Genomic DNA, 19,258 nt, shown 5'->3' with positions numbered 1-19,258 from the left:
TTCCTCCTCTGAATGTTGCTTATTTTTTTGTCTAAGAGCTTATTATGTTCTAAATAAATCAATCTTTATGAAGTGTTTTTTCTTTATCTCTAACTAGTATCTTATTGTAGTTTCGAACCACACCACGGACAAAAAATAATTTCTAAAGTTGAAGAACCACCATCATGGATGATTAAACCGTAGTCATTATCCTTTTCATCGAATATGATTATTTTGTCGGGACATTCAAAGGGATTTTCATGTACATCACACTTGAAATTTACATGATAAGCCATATCCTCACAACAATGTTTTTTCAATTTTCTACATCTCCTTGTATAATAAGCACCCTTTTAAGTTAAGGGAAGTGTTTTTTCTTCTTCCTTTTTTCCAAAAACGGTTGAACTTTCCTTTCAAATATCTTAATTCCAATATACACATCTAAAAAAACAACTATTAGAGTAATGACGATCATACTTACTCCCGTAGTGTCTTTTATGACAATTGGTTCAAGTACCCAAAAAACAACTGATAAACTTATCGGTATAGTTAAGCCTAGCCAAAGACTAATAAATAATGTAACCATCTTTTCACATCCTGAACTGTCCTACATCATTAGGTTAAAAACCTTATTCCACTTTTAAAAGTTCAGTAAGAACACCCTCTTGATAAGGAACGGTGTTCGTTAGCTGAATATAAAATTAGTTTACATTTTATTTTCCTTTTTTCTAGAGAACGATAAATCAAAAAAAGCTATCCCTAATGATAAACCTAAAGCAATAGAGAAAATCTTATAATAATCTATTTCTGCTGGTTTAAAAAAATAAGAAAAAATGATACTTATCCCACTAAGGAAAACAATTAAAGTAAGAAATCTATACATTCCTTTTCTAATATCCAGCCATTTTAATTTCCTCAAATTGATTAGAGTTGCAATCACAAAATAAATAAGAAATAAAATTAGAAAAATTCCATAGCCAGTTAGAAATTTAAAAGAAAACGAATTATCAATATCTTTATATACAATAAACAATGTAATGATCGTGCTTACTATAAATATTGTATGAAACATAATAGATATTAGATTTGAAGGGATTTTCTTCACTTTATCACCACAGTATGTTTTATCTTTTGATTATCGCAAAATATTATGATCTTATTTATTGGTAACATCATTTGTATTTGAAATTCCAGAAACATATGACAGCTTGCGTCTGTCAAAATTCATTGTGTAGTTCCCATTCAACTAACTTAATAGCGAAAGATTTCACTGGAAAAATAACCCTGATAAAACCTTCTTTATGTTAATATTGAAGAAACAAAATTTTCTCAAAAGGAGCTTATGTTGTGCAAAAAAAATTTGTTATTATATCTTATTTGTTATTCCTTGTTCCACTAATATTCATAGTAAATTTTCTGTTTGATATTATTACACTTAAAAATATACAAGGATTACCAATATTTCCCTCTTTATTATTTTGTCCTATTGGTTTGTTCTTTGCTTCAAAAGCACATAAAATCCGAAAAGATGTTTTGACACTTTGTTCTATCATTGCAAATACGGTCTTATTTGTTTTCCCTTTAGCATATATGGTTGTAGGAACAGTGATATTTGGTGTTTAGTTACCCTCTTTCATCGACGGAGTGAGTTAGTTGAAAAAGGATTGGGAAACTTACATAGTTTGGTTTCCCTTAATTATCAACATTAACATTTAACACAGCCTTACAAAAGAGAACCAAATTGTGGTAAGTTCCTTGAACATGATATAAACGATTACAATAACATTCCTTTTTAATTACATTCAAAAGAATATTCATTTGTGAAATTATTATGTATTTCTAATATGACTCGTCCACCATTTTCATAGCATTGAGAACTAAATGAACTTATTTCTTTAGTATTGAAATAAATAGAAGCAATAGTTAAAAATGAGGCTACTAGTAAAAATGTAACTAAAATCCACGAAATACCTATTACGTGCTTATTTTTAAATATAGTCATTTTCAAATTCTCCTTATTAAGTATGTAATATATTATGATTACATGAACGATTATGATCGATTTTCAAACCGTTCTACATAATATCCTCTAATTGATTTATCATACATTTGTTCAACTAAAGGGTCGTTACTTCAATAAAAAGAGTGATTACTCTTATTCAACATCTCTAACCTTTCGTTAAATAGATAATAGATAGCCATACTTCTCGCAAAATTCTTTAAATTAAAAAATGAGCTGTCGGTACAGCCCATTCTTCCGTTATAGGACCTTATTGGTGTAATTCAAAACAAATCGTCAATCCGGTTTACCATTTTCATATGGTTTCAGTATTCCATAAAGTGTTTCAATAACAGGAACAGTTACATCGTGTTTGGCAGCTAAACGAAGTGCGCCCCCTTGTAAATGCTCGACTTCTAGAGGAAGCCCTTTTCTCATATCCTGATGCATGGAAGATGTCGCTTCTTTTTGGAACCCTTTCAATCTATCTGCCATTATTTCCACTTCTTGCTCTGTTAACTCGATACCCTCTTTCTTAGCGAGAGTGCTCATTTCTAAGACTACATTTTTCGCAACGTTAAACGAAGCCTTTGTACTCGCGATATAACCAGCTGGAAGCTGCATGGCTGAAGTGATTCCTGACAATGCTGTGATAAATATGTACTTTTTCCACATATGTTTTAAGATATTTTCTTCCCTTAAGAAATTCGTTTTTACGAGACTATGAATCTCTTCTAGTTGCTCGCATATTTCTGTTTGCTCATTATGAAGAACTCCAAATTTTACGGCACTACTTGCACTCGTATGGTTTACGTGTCCTTTTTCATTAAGCGTTGCAATGATCGAAGCAAATCCGCCAAGTACTTTTTCTTTTCCAATTGCTTGCTGAAGTCTTCCCAAATGCTCCACACCATTTAACAAAGGCAACACAAAAGCTCCTGTCTGTTGAACAATCGTTTGAACTTGGGGTATGGTTTGATCAAGATGATATCCTTTTACTGCCAATATCACCAAATCTATATTTTTGACTTTTTCAGGCGAAGTATAAACGGTTACATTTTTAATTTCAACGTTTCCTTCGGGACTGTTTATTCTTAAACCTTCTTGTATTAATTGAGCAGCCCGTTTTTCTCTCACAAAAAACGAAACACTAAGTCCTGCTTCTAACAGCCTCCCACCAAAATAAGCTCCTAATGCTCCTGCACCTTGCACCAAAATATTCAAAATTAATACCCTCCTAATCTCTTTTTTATTATGTTAACACGAAAAAGAGGTAATGCATATTCGGGACATTTTAAGTATCTTATTCCAAAACAATGCATTACAAACTTCTATTGTCTCTTCTTACCTACTAAATATCCAACGTAAAAAACCAAGATTGTATAACCTATAATAAATAAGACTGGCATAGGAATAGATTTAATAAAGGTTACAAAAATAGATGACAGCTTTACTATTTGACTTAGTAATTTATCTTCGGTCATTAAGTAGTAAATATACACAATAAGAAGTCCAATTACTAAGAAAAAGGATACACGGAGGATTTGTCTGAAGGAAGCTCCTTTCTTGCGAGTATGATTTCTTTTGGTTTGCGTGTTTTTTGCAGGAACCATTTTGATAACCCCTATCATATTATTATAGTGGTAGATAAAGATTAGGTTTTCAAGCTTCTCCTCATTTTGAAAATTGCAGAAATTAAGAGTTAACCGATTTATTTTGATAGAGAAGGATATATTCAAAGAGCTGTCAATCCAGCTCTTTGAATACTAATAACTTCATGTATGATGTTACTTTTTCAAAATTGGAATCCATATTTCACTTTTGAAGGTTGGTGAGGTAACATCTTTATGTTCATTCCAAAGGATTTCTGGTCCCTCTATTTGTTCATACCCTGAGGAGGGAAACCATTCGGAATAAATACGTCCCCATACGTCTTGCAGCGTATCAGGAAATGGTCCGATTGCTCCGAAAACAGCCCATGTTGAGGCAGGAACTTCAAGCTGGGTCAGATTATCAGGGCACTTCCTCGTTGTTGCTACTCCGATATAATGATCTAACTCCCCTTTTTCCTCCATTCTACCTTGAGAAAAGTTAGTGGAACCACTAAGAAGACCTATTGGCTCAACATTAGAAAGTTTTTTTAGTTCATTAATCGTATCACTATCCAAACTTCCCCACATAGAGGCAATCTCTGGATTAACCCCGTTAAAAATAATTGGCACTCTTTTCTTAATGCCTACAATGAAAAATGCCTCTTTTTCTACTATTCGATAATTCATTTCACTACCCCCGGTAATTGATAATTGGAAGGCCATTTTTGGGTAGGATTTAAGTGAACTGCCATTATTCCTCGCTTCTGACGGTGTTACACCATGTAAATTTTGAAAAGCTCTTGTAAAAGAATCTGGTGAATTATAGCCATATTTCATCGCAATATCAATGACTTTTACGCTATAATCTTTAAGCTCAAATGCTGCAAGAGTCAGTCGTCTGCGGCGAATGTATTCCGATAATGGTATACCTGCTAGGAAAGAAAACATCCTTTTAAAATGATATTCAGAGCAGCAAGCCCGCCTTGCTACTTCTTTAAAATCAATATCGTCAGTAAGATTTTCTTCCATATACTTAATCGCTTCATTCAGATTCTTAAGCAAATCCATCCTATGACCTCCCTTTATCATTACAATAGCAGGTGACGAAAGAATGCATCCGATATTTCGTGCACAGTTATGTAGGATTAATTTTTATAGGGACAGTTCATTTAATTTTAAATTTTCTATTCTATCTTCAATTGCTGAAATTACCAAATTTAAGGACCTTCTAACTTCCTGATTCTATTGTCGTAACTATTTCCTTAAAAACTCATTCAAAGAATACGCTAGAATATTCAACAACTCCCGAAATTTTATCGAGCGAATTCCCCTCCAACTCTAAAGCCATAAAAGCTTCGTCAGGCACTTCGAAGGGTGCTTTAATTCCCCAAAAAGACGCTTTTTTGAATCCGAATTTTGGATAGTAATCAGGATGCCCCATAACAATAACAGATTTATATCCAAGTCTTTTCGCCTTATCTAACCCTTCTTGAATGAGACGTTTTCCTATCCCCCTCTTTTGATCATCAGGTAAAACAGAAACAGGTGCTAGAGCTAATGATTCTGTATATTGATTGTCATTCACAATGCTTATTTTTGAAAAAAGGATATGACCTACGATTTCATTATGATCATTTGTTGCGACTAAAGATAATTGTGGAATAAATGCATCTGATTTTCTAATTTTAGCTACCAATTCATGTTCCTTTTTATCACTGAATTCAATCGTTGCAAATGCACGTTTGACAACTTCTTCAGTCATTTTGTCATCCTCAAGTATTTCTTCTCTAATTGAACAATTCATTCGTTACATCTCCTAATTTAATGCTTAACATACTTTGAATAACATTTCCATCAATCACTCCATAGGATAAAACAAATGATGTGGGGTGACTTAGATGAAGAAAGGCTTAAAAGCTATGATTTTGATTTATCTTTCCCTATTGTTTTTTGGAAGTTTCATCGCAGTGGGTGCGTTGCAGGTGGGTGTCATTGAAAAAGCATTTCCATTCGTTTCTAAAATTGACATTTTTCTATATTATTTCTTCGCTGGGGCTATTGGCGGTTCACTTCGACATCTTTATATGTTTTGCTCTCACTATATGAAGGATGAATTAAACGATTATAAACAGTGGATCATGTACATTTTTTATCCAATATTTGCAACTGGAACTGCTGTAGTTGCGGTTACTTTAATACAAAGCGGCATTTTGTTAGTTGAGTTCAAAGAGTTTGATGACGCTCCTTATGCCCAAATAAGTATTGCCTTTTTTGTAGGGTTCGGTTTTAACAGGTTTTTAGATAAGCTTAATACTGCATCAAAAAAGATGTTCCAAACGAACAACCATAAAAACACCAGCAACAGTTCCCATAATACTGACCGCTAAAACGAAAAATTCTATTCTCTTCATATTGGAATAAGAAGTGGAATTTATGTCATAAGACTCCACCATACTTCAGAGATTAAGTGCAATTAATCCCTCATTTGTTCTCAGTATGGATTTTTTCATATAGTCTACACATGAGGGAACATCTTAAGGTGGTTTTTGCTTTCACCAACTAAACGATAATCAACATTGTAAATGCAAGGCATTAGACTAATTTTTCGGAAATTACTCTACTAAACGAAATTCCCCTGTGGCTTGCTAGTTAGATGGAGTCAAATCCATATGACTAAACACTCAGTTCCTTTGTTTGTGTTACTTCTTGTGGCTGTTCCTTGATGAGGATTCCTCCAATTAAACCAATAATGGAAAAGACGACTGGGATAATAAAACCGTATTGATATCCGACACTACTTTCTGCTGTATGAAAATGATCCAATACTTTCCCGAAAATGCTCGGTAGTAGGACGGCACTTAAAAACCCACCCATATTCGCAAAGCCCGAAGCAACCCCGACCTCTTTCACATCAAATGACTTGCGAACAACAGCAAATGTTAAGGCACTTGCACCATTTCCATAGCCGATCACGATAAAAAGGATCGTTAAGATAAATACGGGTGGCTTCCCGCCAAATAAAAGAAAAGCAGCCCAACTCAAAAAAAGGATGATATGGACAACTATATACGGTTTTTTGATCGAATTCATCCGACTTGAAATCCAACTTGTTAATGGAGCACCAATGATGGCCCCTATTAGACCGATCATAATGAATTGACTCGCAACAGAAAGAGTCATTTCATATACATTCATCCCAAAAGGCACTGCCCATGAACCGATGAAGCCTACATACGTACCTACAGCGCCAAAGTGACATAAAAATGCTGCCCAAGCTTGGCGATTAGAAAAAATCCGCTGCAAAATAACAAGCGTTCGCTCGCGATTTTTCTCTATTTTTTTAGTAGGTAAATTGGTTACAGCTTTGTTTTTCATCAAACGTTTTGGATTTCCAACAAGGACAAAATAAAGAAGGCTTCCACAAAGGCATAAAATGATTCCCATTGTAAAAAATGAAGCTCTCCAGCCCGTTAAGGAAATCCAGATTGAAAAAGGGACTGTTGCCATCAGGAACCCGAGGCTCCCAGTCATTCCTGCCATACCAAGTAATTTAATAAATTCATTTCCTTTAAACCATTGGCTTAAAATTAAAACTAAATTCACCCAAATTGTCGCATCTCCCGCACCTACTATTAATCTTGCAAAAAGTAAAACAGATTCATTCGGAGCAAGACTATAAATTACCGTACCTAAACCAGTAAGTAGCGTTCCAACAATTAGAAAGATATTAGGTCCAAACCGATCAGACAAAATTCCGATTGGAACTTGCAAACCAGCATATGCAAAAAATTGAATACTAGACAGTAAACCAATCGTTGAAGCTGTCACTTTAAAATCTTTCATTAATTGGTCCGAAATTAATCCTGGTGCAGTTCTTTGACTTACAATAATTAAATAAGTGAATAGTACTGTGGCAAAGACGATCCATCTGTACTTGCTATTTTGTTTATCCATCTATCTGCACTCCTGTTACCTTAGATTCTTTTATTATTATACTCTATATTTTCATTGATGGATTTATTATTTATCTTGGAGGGAATTTATTTACTAAGTGGATATATTATTTGTCTGTCTTCATTTTTGGTCATTTGTTTTATGTCAACTTGCTCGACATTTCCAACTAGCGTCATTGTCCAAGGCACACTTGCATAAAGGTTACGAGATGAGCCATTAAAGTGGTAATCAACATTTCATTTTGCAGCGTAAGCATTAGCACCAGATGTATTAAAAAAATAATATCGTGCTCTGTACATTTGTCGACAGGAATATTATGAACACCCTCCCCTGCTTACGGGATTGCTTTTAAATTCACAATTTGCTTCAACGTCTAACATTCGATCAATTTATCGGACTGTCAAACCATAATCATAGACTTATGGCGCTGAAAACCCATTTTGTTTTCGCATTTCGATAGATCATCGTTTAACATATTCATTTTTATAAGTAAATCTAACTTAATTAAAAATGTTATATAATCACCATTAATTGGACCTTTTTAGAATACAATTCGCTTACAACAGTTTAAGATTATATATTTCCAATAGTAAATTCACATTTTCACTTTGGACATGGTCAAATGCTTTCATCATACACCTCATAGTCTTTATTTTTTAACAATGATTTTGGATGTGATGACTTAAACCAAATATACCCTTATCACTGATGTACATATCAATTTACTCCAAAACCTATAAGATCGTATTATAGGGGAATATTTATGAGAATATTAAGGTAAAAGTAAAAAAATAGAAAAATCATTCGGATTATTGATATAATTCTTTATTTCAATGGAGTATATTAAAATTAGCATCTACTGTTTATAGTTAACGGTTCTCTCTTTATTGATTAATTACAAGCAATAGTATATTGTTTTATTCCTATAGTATTGAGTGAAAAAATAAAAAATTTCAAAAACATGTATCATCTGAACATCTTCTTACTAATACATCATTAATTCTGATTGTTTTTGTGGAAGTATCGACTTAATTAAACGTTTGTTTAAAAATAACTTAAGAGACCATTTATCTTCCGAGCTTTAAGATGTAACATCCTTTTCCAGTCAATTGGAGAGGCAATCGTGATAACTGGCTATAAAGTTAGGTCCATACAAATAAAATAGTTTTTTAGTAACTGTTCTATTCAGCCTTCCTAATAAGTTATTCCATCATCACTTTCTAAACATGATAAAGAATAGTGAAGAGATTGTAGAATTACATAGAAATCAAATTCGGTTTCTTACCTCCTGTCTCGTCATATGGATTTTATCACCAATCTCTTTCCAGCTTATCCTAGCATTTTAAAATCCATATAAGCATCCATTTCACAGTGACAGTTAATGTTTAATAGATAAAATTTATCTAAGTAGTAGCACTTTTCGTGATGTAAATTTCCTGGGCAAGCGCATAAATTGACTTTTTCCAGCAATAAAGGAAAGAATTCGAGGCTTAATTCATGAGATTAATTAAGCCTCGAATTCTTTGAATTTTCAGATATATTAGCAAATCGAACATATATATGCTCCTATTAGATTCTATCAATTTTTTAACTGGAAAGTGCTTTCATATTTCCTTTAAATAAGATTCTGATCGAAATTAGCAGGTGCTTTTTAGTGCGATCGTATCCTAATGCATATGAAACTTTCGTCATGTCTCTTCAATTTTACGATAAAAGGTTTATTTCATATATAACCTCTTTAATCATCTTTCTTATTAAACTCCGTATAATGGTCTTGGTAATTGATAAACTCATTTTCCTGATATGCAGCAAGGACACCGTGATAACTTATATCTAAGCCCATTTCTTCCTCTTCTTCAGTTGAACGGACCGGTATCCATATTCGGATGAGTGATAACCCAATCCAAGTAAGGACAAACCCCCAAATACATAAGACAACCAATCCTAAAAGTTGAACACCTAATAGATGCCAATTTCCAGTATAAAAAAGTCCAACATCTGTTGAGAATAACCCTACAGCTATCGTCCCCCAAATCCCGGAAACAGCATGAACTGGAAAAGCTCCAACAGGATCATCAATTCGTCTTGATTCCAACCAATTCGTTGCAAATAACATAAGCAAACCAGATACCGCTCCAATTAGGATGGCAACTTCATCACTTACAAAGGCACAGCCTGCAGTTATTCCAACTAATCCTGCTAAAGAACCATTAATGACAGCTGGTGCATCAGAGCGTTTATATCGAAACAGTGTATAAAGCAATGTCGCAGCCCCACCTGAAGCAGCTGACAGCATGGTAACAACTGCTATATGTCCAATTCTTACATCCGTAGCACTCAATGTACTTCCAGCATTAAAGCCAAACCATCCAAACCAAAGTAGAAAAGCGCCTACTGAGGCTAACGGGAGGTTGCTTGGCAAGGCGATTGTACTTGTACCTTGCGGTGTGAATTTACCTTTTCGTGGACCGATAAATATCGCAGCAGCTAATGCAGAAAAACCTCCTAATGCATGTATAACGGCAGATCCGGCAAAATCCAACATCCCTAACTTACTAATCCATCCACCGCCCCAAACCCAATGCCCCGCAATTGGATAAATAAAAGCTGTCATCACAACCGCATAAAGGATGTAGGCACGAAAATTTATCCGCTCGGCTACAGCACCTGATACAATTGAAATAACCGCAATGACAAATGCTCCTTGAAATAACCAGAAGGTATCTAAAGAAATGGAAAGATCTAAATGAGAAAGATCTCCTTTCAGCATAAATCCGTTTGTACCGATTAATCCCAATAAATCACTTCCATACATAAAACCAAAGCCTATTAAGTAGAAACAAAGTACGCCTATTGTGATATCGACAAATACTTTCATAATGATGTTTACATTATTCTTATGCCTTACAAACCCTGCTTCTAATAGTGCGAAACCACCCTCCATAAGAATGATCATTGCAGCGGTCAAGACAACCCAAATGGTATCCATTCCGGAATTAAGTGTTTCAATAGTCATGCTATGCTAATCCTCCACTTTCCCTATACTTGATCATTTCTTCGACCATTAAGCTAGATAACTCAATCTCTTTTTCAAAGGTTCTTTCTTTACATCTTTCTATCACTTGATCTAATTCGAATATACGTAGTTTTATTCGATCTATTTGTTTAAGTCTTTCTTTTACATGAACAATATATTCAACTGCTTGATGATGGCTGGGCGGACGACTTGCAAAAAATTTCCGTACAGGTGATAACGATTGATAAAATGCTTCTTCTGCCCTTCTCTTATCTTCATACCTATTAATTTTACTTTTAATCTCTTTAACTTCCTGTTCGTTTATTATTTTTATATTTTGCAAAATCATAATGATTTCCTCTGAAGAAATGTTCAAGTGTCGATTTAATTCATCACGAAATTCCATGTTAATTCTCCTAACAAATTGATGTTATATTTTCTAACATGATATCAATTTCAAGAGAATTTGTACAGATAAAATAATGGAACACTTTCCTTTTGGATATTTACTTAATTAATTCAATTACCTTATCTTGAATTACTTTTCTATCTTTATGCATCCAAATATTGTACATTTACATCAATTTCTTGCAAAAACGTTGACACCTTCTTCCTTAACGATTTGTTTTTTCCTGCCACTTTTGTTATTAGTAGTTGGGAAAATAAGAAAAAAAACGTTCTGCTTCCACAGCAACTAAACTGCCAGTTCGTTGAACAAGACCCTAAAGTATCAAATGAATAATTTATACAAATCTAGTTAAGATAATCGCAACTATTTAAAGTTTGCAAAAACGTCAATCCCTTATCTATCAAGGGATTGGCTTTGTCTCGTTTTTTATCGATTATGAATGATTTTTATAAATCATTGAAGAATCAACATTTTCAGCTTCTGAAGAAGCCTAACGGATGCATAAAAAAGTAGTATTTTGTGCATTTTCTTATTGATACAAATAAATAAGGGTTTTAGGTTATCTCTCCCTTTTCCCCATGGCATTTTTCAGTTAATAAATACTCATAATCCCTTCTTTTCGTAGAGATTTTTCATATTAAAATTTCATATCACTTATTAATATTTGCTTTTCCAAATATTATCTGTTAATCTTAAGAAGAATTATTTTTGTTCGGTATGCAAGGAAAGAATAAGTGATATAAACTGTTCGCCTTTGATATATAATTGAGCAACTATAGTAATAAATTGTGGAATATATCCACGCAGGAGGAAATACACATGCAACAAGGTACAGTAAAATGGTTTAACGCAGATAAAGGTTTCGGTTTCATCGAAGTTGAAGGTGGAGAAGATGTATTCGTACATTTCTCAGCTATCCAAGGTGAAGGATTTAAATCTTTAGACGAAGGCCAAAAAGTTACATTTGACACAGAACAAGGTCAACGTGGACTTCAAGCTATTAACGTAAACAAAGCGTAATTAATTAAAGGACTCTAATCTAGAGTCCTTTTTTTGTCCCAAAAAACATAAAACATAAAAACCCCACTTATTAATAAGTGGGGGGAAACAACTTGCTACAAGTATTAAATGGTTAGATACAGCATAACACATTAATCATCGAATACCTAATTAATTAAATATGACATCGTCTTTGGGCGCCTGGTGCAACCCAATTTTCACTAAATGGTGAATGAAGTTCCTTGTATTAAGATTTTATAAGCATACGCAAAGCCTCTTCACCACATTCTACTGTGATAAAGGGGTTTTGTTCTTAAGAAGAGTTGAACAATCTGTTGCCTAAATTTAAAAATCAGGCACCACATATGTATCATCAATATTCCTAAGTTTCTTTACATGCGTCTATGTATTTACAAAAGCAGGAGCAAAATCAATTTAGCATTGCCCTGCCTTTTTGTATCGAAAATTCATAACATTGGTATCGTTATTTTGTTTTTCTACTCTAAAAAGAAAACCCTTTATACTAACTATTGGCCAGCCAAAAACGATTGATCAAAGGCATTAATCAGTTTAAACTAATTTTTGCCCACAATTAGAGCAGAAATTTGCACCGCTTGTTTTTTCGCCACAGTTAGGACAGAAATTTGGCTTTTTCTGATTCGTAGTCACTGCTTGAGTTTCTTGCTTGGATGTACTTTCCTCTTGGTTTTGCTTCATATTTTTCATCATTTCATTGGCCATATTCATTCCCATCATCATTCCAGCCATATCTGAAGCGGCGCCTCCGCCTTTAACTTTCCCAGAAGCAATTCCATCTGTCATAGAAACCTGTTGATACCTTCCAAGATCTCCTATCATTCCATGGGATGCATTTTTTGTAATCATTTCTTGAATTTCTTTTGGATAGTTGAAGCTCATGATCGTAAATCCTGTAATCGTCATGCCACTATCGATGATTTGCATATCAAGATCGTCTCTAATCCCGTTCGCAATTTCAAATGAATTTGCTTGGAGATTAAACATATTTTTTCCTTCTTGGCTAATCCATTTCATTAAGAGCTGATCGAGAATTGCAGTAATCCTTATTTTTACATCCTCTACAAGATAACTGTTTTTCACTCCGGCAATTTTATCAATTAAAGCTATATAGTCATTGACTTTAAATTGAAACGTACCATTTGCACGAATAGGCATGCCCCCAGGAAGTTCAGGGGTCGGGATGTTAATCGCATTTTTCGTTCCCCATTTAACGACAAACTCCTTCGTATTAACAAATAATACTTCCACCCTCATCCCACTGTTAAAACCAAACTTAAAGCCTTTTAACGTCGATAAAAATGGGGTAATCTGGGATTCGACGTTGTATTCACCATCATCATGAAAAACCCCTTCGATTTTACCGTTATTTAAAAAGATCGCATCCTGTCCTGGGCGGATAATCAGTTTGCTCCCTTTTTTGATTTCGCGGTTACTCCACTTCCAAAAAATCATATCGTCTCTGAATTCTTCCCATTCCACTACATTGGCAAATTGCCCTCTAAAAAACACCATCTTAAATTCAAATCCTTTCATTCAAAAAAATATGTGGGACAGCCATCAGTGCGCTTTTCTTTATCCCCATTGGCAGCTAGCGAGAGATACAATAACTTCAAGCATTTACTTTGATCGTGCTCCGCCCCATGTTTCCTACTTTTCCAAGTCGTTTTTCCATTATTTTATAGATATATTTTATGAAGACAATCTAGAAACCGCCCCGACTTCCACTATGTGAGTGGCCTCCTCTTGAAACACCACCACCACCTCCACCACCGTTGTTATTATTATTCGATGGTTTTCTCTGTTTCGTTACAGTAGTTCTTAAATAGGCATCTCTTCTATCTAACACCTTCGAACTACCGGCATCCATGTATGTACGATCATTAACCGTAATTTTTCCACCAGAGCTGTACAACATCAAACCAACAACAATACCGGCAATTCCAAGAGAAATTAAAGTTTGAAACCAAAGGTTAAACAAAGGATTATCGGGATTTACTCCTGGCCTAATCCCCATATACTTTGAAGAGGTTTCAATAAAGGTATGGAATGCATCATAATAGTTTCCATCCGATAAATCCGGAGTGATTTTTTCACGAATAAGATCAAGTCTACTATCATCCAAATATTCTTCAGCTTTATAAAAACCAGCCAAATACACGTCTCTATTTTTCATATCGATTGTCAGAATTGCCGTGTTACCATGAGGTTTATCATACCCCAGCGCTTTCTCATCATAAAAATCTTCCATATAGTCTACTATATCCTTGCCTCCAGTATCATTGGTCGTTAGGATAATAAAGGATGTTTCACGCTTTGCCCCATATTTATTTGCCAAATCCTCGAGTTCCGCCACTTCTTCATCAGCCAAAAGAGATGCAAAATCATAAATGTTTTGCTTTGTGTCAGAAGCTGCAACATCACTATTCAAGAAAAGCGGTAGAAAAAGAGATAAGACAAAAAATATGAGAATTACTTTGAAACAGCTTTCCCTTCTCACCATAGTCCACCTCCAAGAAGGTATGAGACAAGTTTTAGTACGATAAATGTGCTACTGGCAACTCCCCCAAACCACGCTGCAATCTTACCGAAGCTAATAGGAGGTTTCCCTACGACTTTACCCGTCTGACCGTTCATGGCAAAAGTATGTTCATGTTTATCATAATCATAATAAATCATCCAAATTGGAAGAAGTACATAATAACTATGCTTTTTCTTTGTCTCAATATCTTGATTTTTATATTGAACAGATGCATAACCAGTTATCGTCGAGCTTATGTAAGAATTGATATACGAGTTTACTTTTGATTTGACACGAGAGAGCAACTCGTCATCATTATAGTTATATTTTTCTGCAAAATACCCAGCAAGATAAGGGGTTTTAAAATTTTTTAAACTCCTATAATCATATGGCTCTAATTTATCCATCATTTCATCGTTCATTTTTTCAGAGGCATCAACAGGTACTTTTACATAATTCATTTTGATATCACGATATACATCATAATAACTCGTCTCTGTATAAATGTATTCTCCTTGCGTATATGTACGAACCTTTGTACCTACTGCATTAATTTTCGCTGCGCTCTCCAAATCGTACATCCAAAACGGAACATAAATACCAGTTATTCCTTTGATTCGATCAGCAGTCATAAATCCTCTTGGAGTTAATCGACCATTTTTACACCATTTTCGAAAAGCATCCATCGCTTCTTCTTTACTAACTGTAAAAGGAATAACTTTTGCTGGGGCTAAAGCGCCGGATAACCTATCCCCGAGAACAACTCCTGCTCCACAAAAGCTGCACGAGGTTGCCGTTGTATCGGTATCTGTAATGACCACAGCTCCACAATTATTGCAGATGTACTCTTTTGCTTCATCCTCTGAAAAGGTGGTCACGATAAATTCATCTTTAAAACTTTCAATATTATCTTTTCTTCCGCAACTATGGCATGATAATTTGCCAGATTCACTATCAAAGGCCATATCATCTCCACAATTTGGGCATTTATATTGGATGACCATCCTCTTCCACCTCCCTTGATCAATCTGTTATTCGTTCTTTTTTAGTTGCTCCTTAAGGGCAGCTAACTCATCATCCACTGTACACTCATCATATTTTACTGATAGATCTTTTATGTTATCCAGAGGGTTTTTGTTTAACTCTGCTTTGGCATTGGCTTCTTCAAAAGCTCGGTCTACCTCTTCTTCCATTTTCCCAAAATTCGAGATTGAATAATTTCCAATTGATGGTCCGTTGATTTCATTCATTTTCTCTTGGATTTTGGTCATTGACGCCTTAGCTTTGATCATGTTTCCCCGTGCTTCTAACTCTCGTAAGTCAGCAATCAGTTTATTATGCATTTGTCGCATTTGATCCATATTAATAGTAGCCTCGTTATATTTCACTTCTAATGTGGATGCATTCGCTCCTAACACAGCTTTTTTCTCGAGAAATTTTCTGGCATTCTCTTCATTGCCTGATTCAATTGACTTCATTGCGTATTTTTCCATTTTATTCATTTCCGCTTTGCATTCATCTAAAGCTCTTTTTGCTCTTTGTTCTTCTGCAATCATCGTAGCCTTCTCAGATTTCACTTTACCTAAGTCAAGTTGAATTGTTCGTACATATTGATCAATCGTCTTTTCATTATTCTTGGTCTTATCTAATAAGTCATGAAGATTACTTGACATAATCGCTTTAAATCTTTGTAATATACTCATCGAGCCAATCCTTTCTTCGACATTTATAGGCAGTTAACCACATTGGAATCATCCAATCTCTAAAGGAACTACCAATCGCGTAGTTTCACAAAATTAAGCGCTACTACATTCCTTAATACTGTAAGCCTAACGAAATAATTTCAATTCATTACTAATACGGATTGTATAACATAAAGTTTCAATAAAATAAACTGTCAATGTTGGATTGTCTTCACTGTTAAACCCTTGTAGAATCATCGTTAGGAATCTTGGATAGCGAATTATATCCGACCCGAATTTGTTTGTTTTGTCATGAAAAAAACCTCGAATGGCTGAATCCATCGAGGTTATTATTAGCTTTTGTTAAATTGAATTTTGTACGGCTAAATTTTCACTGCCAAAATGTTCGATTTAAGATAATGGTATACCCCGTCTTCATCACAAGTGAGTTCCGTTATGTCATCGGCGATATCTTTAATGTGATCTGATGCATTTTTCATTGCCACGGCATGACTAACAAACTGTAACATTTGTATATCATTATTACTATCACCAATTGCCAGAGTTTCCTCCTCAGACAAATTAAAATACTTTAGCATCTGTTTGATCCCTGTTGCTTTGTTCACGTTCGCAACCATCACTTCAACATTAATATCAGATGATGTAGAGGTAGTGAAGTCCTTTTCTTGCTTTAATTGTTCAAGCTCGGCTTTCCATCTATTTATATGTTCTTTTGTTCTAGCAAAAAAATAAAACTTTGAAAATTCATTACCCTCGATATTATCGATCCACGCAATTTTTCCTTTCAGTGCATCTTTACGTGAAAGCCACTCATTCATCTCAACACCGTCTGGCTTTGGATCTCTAATTTCATTTTCTACATATTGTTTATCTTGATTTAATATAACTCGTGATGTTCCATATGGAAAAAGCTCATAGTACACTTTGTTTTCTCTTGCCTTTTCAATAATGGTTTCCACCAATTCAAGCTCTAGTGAATGTTTAAATACTTCTTTATTCCCTACATAACCCGCCATACCATTTGAAGTAATTACCCCATCTACTTGAAAGCCTTCAGGCACTAACCCCGCTATTTCCTCAACAGCTCTACCTGTAGCTATAAAAACGAATATACCCTCGTTTCGTAAGTTATCAATAATTTCTTTTGTACGAATACTCACCTTATTTTGATGATTTAATATTGTCCCATCCATATCTAAAAAAATCGCCTTTGGTGTCAATCCCACTACTATTCCCCCTATTCTTGTAGAAAGAGTTTACTAGTTAAGTATACACTGCGATATTACTAACCTCAATGAAAGAAACCATATCGATGTCCACTGACATATTAATGAAGAAAGTATTGGCGTTTAGATATCAGTGTAGTGTCGGCGAACCGCACTAGGGGACTTTCGGAAGCTTTTCGTTACCTGAGTTTTCTTTTTAACTGATCCATGGGAGCATTAGGAGCCTTTCCGTTACCGTATTCGCTTTTTTTACTGGTTCTCGGGCACAATTGAACTCCTTGGGTGATTAACCATAGTGCATTGATTTTATAAAAATTAACAAATATCACCTTAATCAAAAGAAGCTAGAAAATCCCCCATAAAATAACAAAATGACATGCAGTAACCTACACGTCATTTTATTATTTAGCACCTATAAAAATTAAATTATAAATAAATGTTAAACACCATCTATCTTAGCGGAAATTCACTATTTACCCCAGTAACAGCTTCAAAAATCCTCCATCCCACATCATCCTATCGCTCATTTAATCTTTTGCTTTCTACTATCCTTTGCTCTCTTCTTCCCATCTGGAAATTTCCTCTCGGACCATTGGTGCTACTTCTTTTCCTAACAGTTCAATGGCTTTCATCACATCATCATGAGGCATTGTGCCGACCGGTACGTGCAGCATAAAGCGTGTTATGCCTACATTCTTACGAAGGTGAATGATTTTCTCAGCAACTGTCTTCGGATCGCCGACGTACAATGCGCCCTCAAAGCTACGGGCTGCATCAAAACTTGAACGGGTATATTGCCCCCACCCACGCTCACGTCCTAGCGTGTTCATTGCTTGTTGGGTCGATGGGAAAAATTTGTCTGCAGCTATTTGCGTAGTCTCTGCAACGAAACCATGCGAATGCGAAGCAACTGGTAATTTCGTAATATCGTGGCCTGCGTGATTGACTGCTTTCTTATAAAGCTGCACGAGCGGCTCAAATTGTAGTGGGCTACCACCGATAATCGCTAGAACGAGCGGAAGTCCAAGGAGGCCTGCTCTGATCACTGAATCAGAATTACCGCCACTGCCAATCCAAACGGGTAAAGGATTTTGTTCTGGTCGCGGATACACACCACGATTTTGAATGGCTGGCCGGTGCCCGCCTTTCCAGGTCACATTCTCAGACTCTCGTATTTTTAACAACAACTCCAGTTTCTCTTCAAACAACTCATCGTAGTCTTTTAAATCCTGTCCAAACAACGGAAAGGATTCAATAAAAGATCCCCGACCAGCCATGATCTCTGCTCGACCATTCGAGATTCCGTCGAGCGTAGAAAAATCCTGAAACACTCGTACTGGATCAGCAGAAGAAAGCACCGTAACCGCACTTGTCAGTCTTATCCGTTTCGTCTGTGATGCAGCTGCAGCCAGTATAACGGCTGGAGAAGACGCCGCATAATCTTTGCGATGATGTTCTCCCACACCAAAAACATCTAATCCTACCTGATCAGCCAGTACAATTTCCTCAATAACTTCACGTATTCGTTGTGCATGACTGATCACCTCACCGGTTTCAACATCCGGTGTTGTTTCTACAAACGTACTTACACCTATTTCCACTAAAAATACCTCCTGCGTTATCTATTGGTTTCGTCCACAGCGACAATCAAAATGTCATCATTTTTATCGGTCATAAAGTTAAGTATAAAAGTTACTCTATTCTGCATCTCAAGGAAATATTCTTTGCCTTCTAATTAGATAAGTCCCATTTCACAACGAAGCCAATACTTCGAGTTTTCCATTCATTGATCTAATAATCTCATTTTTCTCTCCTTATTTCCAT

At 35.2% G+C, this 19,258-nt stretch carries 18 protein-coding genes; 3 read left to right on the top strand and 15 right to left on the bottom strand.

Annotated elements, in window-relative coordinates; translation table 11 throughout:
* Positions 1-101 precede the first annotated feature (101 nt).
* On the bottom strand, positions 102-299 hold the full coding sequence (locus K9V48_RS04610) for a DUF6980 family protein (RefSeq protein ID WP_224137323.1): 198 nt from the start codon (positions 297-299) through the stop codon (positions 102-104).
* Positions 300-337: 38 nt separating this feature from the next.
* On the bottom strand, positions 338-565 hold the full coding sequence (locus tag K9V48_RS04605) for a hypothetical protein (RefSeq protein ID WP_224137322.1): 228 nt from the start codon (positions 563-565) through the stop codon (positions 338-340).
* Positions 566-1,326: 761 nt separating this feature from the next.
* Between K9V48_RS04605 and K9V48_RS04600 the strand changes: the two genes are divergently transcribed.
* Positions 1,327-1,602: a YnaG family membrane protein gene (locus tag K9V48_RS04600; protein ID WP_224137321.1), complete on the top strand. Its 276-nt coding sequence runs from the start codon at positions 1,327-1,329 to the stop codon at positions 1,600-1,602.
* Positions 1,603-2,275: 673 nt separating this feature from the next.
* Here the strand turns inward: K9V48_RS04600 and K9V48_RS04595 are convergent.
* From K9V48_RS04595 to K9V48_RS04585, 3 genes are all read right to left on the bottom strand, one after another.
* On the bottom strand, positions 2,276-3,202 hold the full coding sequence (locus tag K9V48_RS04595) for a ketopantoate reductase family protein (protein WP_224137320.1): 927 nt from the start codon (positions 3,200-3,202) through the stop codon (positions 2,276-2,278).
* 563 nt (positions 3,203-3,765) lie between these two features.
* The gene (locus tag K9V48_RS04590) at positions 3,766-4,638 is read right to left on the bottom strand and encodes an AraC family transcriptional regulator (RefSeq protein ID WP_224137319.1); all 873 of its coding nucleotides are present in this window, start codon (positions 4,636-4,638) and stop codon (positions 3,766-3,768) included.
* Between the two features lie 202 nt (positions 4,639-4,840).
* Positions 4,841-5,374 carry a GNAT family N-acetyltransferase gene (locus K9V48_RS04585; protein ID WP_224137318.1) on the bottom strand — a complete coding sequence of 178 codons (534 nt, stop codon included), beginning with the start codon at positions 5,372-5,374 and terminating at the stop codon, positions 4,841-4,843.
* A gap of 94 nt (positions 5,375-5,468) precedes the next feature.
* Between K9V48_RS04585 and K9V48_RS04580 the strand changes: the two genes are divergently transcribed.
* Positions 5,469-5,957 (top strand): hypothetical protein, encoded by a 489-nt coding sequence (locus tag K9V48_RS04580; RefSeq protein WP_224137317.1) that lies wholly within the window; start codon positions 5,469-5,471, stop codon positions 5,955-5,957.
* A gap of 286 nt (positions 5,958-6,243) precedes the next feature.
* On the opposite strand, the gene K9V48_RS04575 is transcribed toward K9V48_RS04580, so the two are convergent.
* From K9V48_RS04575 to K9V48_RS04560, 4 genes are all read right to left on the bottom strand, one after another.
* Complete coding sequence (locus K9V48_RS04575; RefSeq protein WP_224137316.1) at positions 6,244-7,524, bottom strand: MFS transporter; 1,281 nt, start codon at positions 7,522-7,524, stop codon at positions 6,244-6,246.
* 1,267 nt (positions 7,525-8,791) lie between these two features.
* Complete coding sequence (locus K9V48_RS04570; RefSeq protein ID WP_410429660.1) at positions 8,792-8,857, bottom strand: hypothetical protein; 66 nt, start codon at positions 8,855-8,857, stop codon at positions 8,792-8,794.
* A gap of 405 nt (positions 8,858-9,262) precedes the next feature.
* On the bottom strand, positions 9,263-10,540 hold the full coding sequence (locus K9V48_RS04565) for an ammonium transporter (protein WP_224137315.1): 1,278 nt from the start codon (positions 10,538-10,540) through the stop codon (positions 9,263-9,265).
* Position 10,541: 1 nt separating this feature from the next.
* Positions 10,542-10,946: a hypothetical protein gene (locus K9V48_RS04560; protein ID WP_224137314.1), complete on the bottom strand. Its 405-nt coding sequence runs from the start codon at positions 10,944-10,946 to the stop codon at positions 10,542-10,544.
* Between the two features lie 822 nt (positions 10,947-11,768).
* Here K9V48_RS04560 and K9V48_RS04555 point away from each other — a divergent pair.
* Entirely contained in the window at positions 11,769-11,969 is a 201-nt protein-coding gene (locus tag K9V48_RS04555) for a cold-shock protein (protein WP_111614797.1), read from the top strand.
* A 549-nt stretch (positions 11,970-12,518) separates the two neighbouring features.
* Here the strand turns inward: K9V48_RS04555 and K9V48_RS04550 are convergent.
* The 6 genes from K9V48_RS04550 to K9V48_RS04525 all read right to left on the bottom strand — a co-directional run bounded on the left by K9V48_RS04550 (position 12,519) and on the right by K9V48_RS04525 (position 19,035).
* The gene (locus K9V48_RS04550; RefSeq protein WP_224137313.1) at positions 12,519-13,499 is read right to left on the bottom strand and encodes an SPFH domain-containing protein; all 981 of its coding nucleotides are present in this window, start codon (positions 13,497-13,499) and stop codon (positions 12,519-12,521) included.
* A gap of 190 nt (positions 13,500-13,689) precedes the next feature.
* On the bottom strand, positions 13,690-14,487 hold the full coding sequence (locus K9V48_RS04545) for a TPM domain-containing protein (RefSeq protein WP_224137312.1): 798 nt from the start codon (positions 14,485-14,487) through the stop codon (positions 13,690-13,692).
* Complete coding sequence (locus tag K9V48_RS04540; protein ID WP_224137311.1) at positions 14,481-15,509, bottom strand: TFIIB-type zinc ribbon-containing protein; 1,029 nt, start codon at positions 15,507-15,509, stop codon at positions 14,481-14,483. Before K9V48_RS04540 ends, K9V48_RS04545 begins: the two co-directional genes overlap by 7 nt.
* Positions 15,510-15,536: 27 nt before the next feature.
* Positions 15,537-16,208, bottom strand: coding sequence for a PspA/IM30 family protein (locus tag K9V48_RS04535; protein WP_224137310.1), 672 nt, complete (start codon positions 16,206-16,208; stop codon positions 15,537-15,539).
* Positions 16,209-16,570: 362 nt separating this feature from the next.
* Positions 16,571-17,434 (bottom strand): HAD family hydrolase, encoded by an 864-nt coding sequence (locus K9V48_RS04530; protein WP_224137309.1) that lies wholly within the window; start codon positions 17,432-17,434, stop codon positions 16,571-16,573.
* A 545-nt stretch (positions 17,435-17,979) separates the two neighbouring features.
* Positions 17,980-19,035, bottom strand: a complete 1,056-nt coding sequence (locus K9V48_RS04525; protein ID WP_224137308.1) for an LLM class flavin-dependent oxidoreductase — start codon at positions 19,033-19,035, stop codon at positions 17,980-17,982.
* Positions 19,036-19,258 lie beyond the last annotated feature (223 nt).

This window comes from Metabacillus rhizolycopersici, assembly GCF_020075705.1.
Note: the sequence above shows the minus strand (reverse complement) of the source record. Positions and strands in the feature narration are given on the sequence as shown.

Coding starts and splice junctions, on each gene's coding strand:
- K9V48_RS04550 (WP_224137313.1), bottom strand. CDS start 13,499: ATGGTGTTTTTTAGAGGGCAATTTGCCAATGTAGTGGAATGGGAAGAA.
- K9V48_RS04580 (WP_224137317.1), top strand. CDS start 5,469: ATGAAGAAAGGCTTAAAAGCTATGATTTTGATTTATCTTTCCCTATTG.
- K9V48_RS04540 (WP_224137311.1), bottom strand. CDS start 15,509: ATGGTCATCCAATATAAATGCCCAAATTGTGGAGATGATATGGCCTTT.
- K9V48_RS04545 (WP_224137312.1), bottom strand. CDS start 14,487: ATGGTGAGAAGGGAAAGCTGTTTCAAAGTAATTCTCATATTTTTTGTC.
- K9V48_RS04555 (WP_111614797.1), top strand. CDS start 11,769: ATGCAACAAGGTACAGTAAAATGGTTTAACGCAGATAAAGGTTTCGGT.
- K9V48_RS04575 (WP_224137316.1), bottom strand. CDS start 7,524: ATGGATAAACAAAATAGCAAGTACAGATGGATCGTCTTTGCCACAGTA.
- K9V48_RS04585 (WP_224137318.1), bottom strand. CDS start 5,374: ATGAATTGTTCAATTAGAGAAGAAATACTTGAGGATGACAAAATGACT.
- K9V48_RS04605 (WP_224137322.1), bottom strand. CDS start 565: ATGGTTACATTATTTATTAGTCTTTGGCTAGGCTTAACTATACCGATA.
- K9V48_RS04560 (WP_224137314.1), bottom strand. CDS start 10,946: ATGGAATTTCGTGATGAATTAAATCGACACTTGAACATTTCTTCAGAG.
- K9V48_RS04535 (WP_224137310.1), bottom strand. CDS start 16,208: ATGAGTATATTACAAAGATTTAAAGCGATTATGTCAAGTAATCTTCAT.
- K9V48_RS04590 (WP_224137319.1), bottom strand. CDS start 4,638: ATGGATTTGCTTAAGAATCTGAATGAAGCGATTAAGTATATGGAAGAA.
- K9V48_RS04565 (WP_224137315.1), bottom strand. CDS start 10,540: ATGACTATTGAAACACTTAATTCCGGAATGGATACCATTTGGGTTGTC.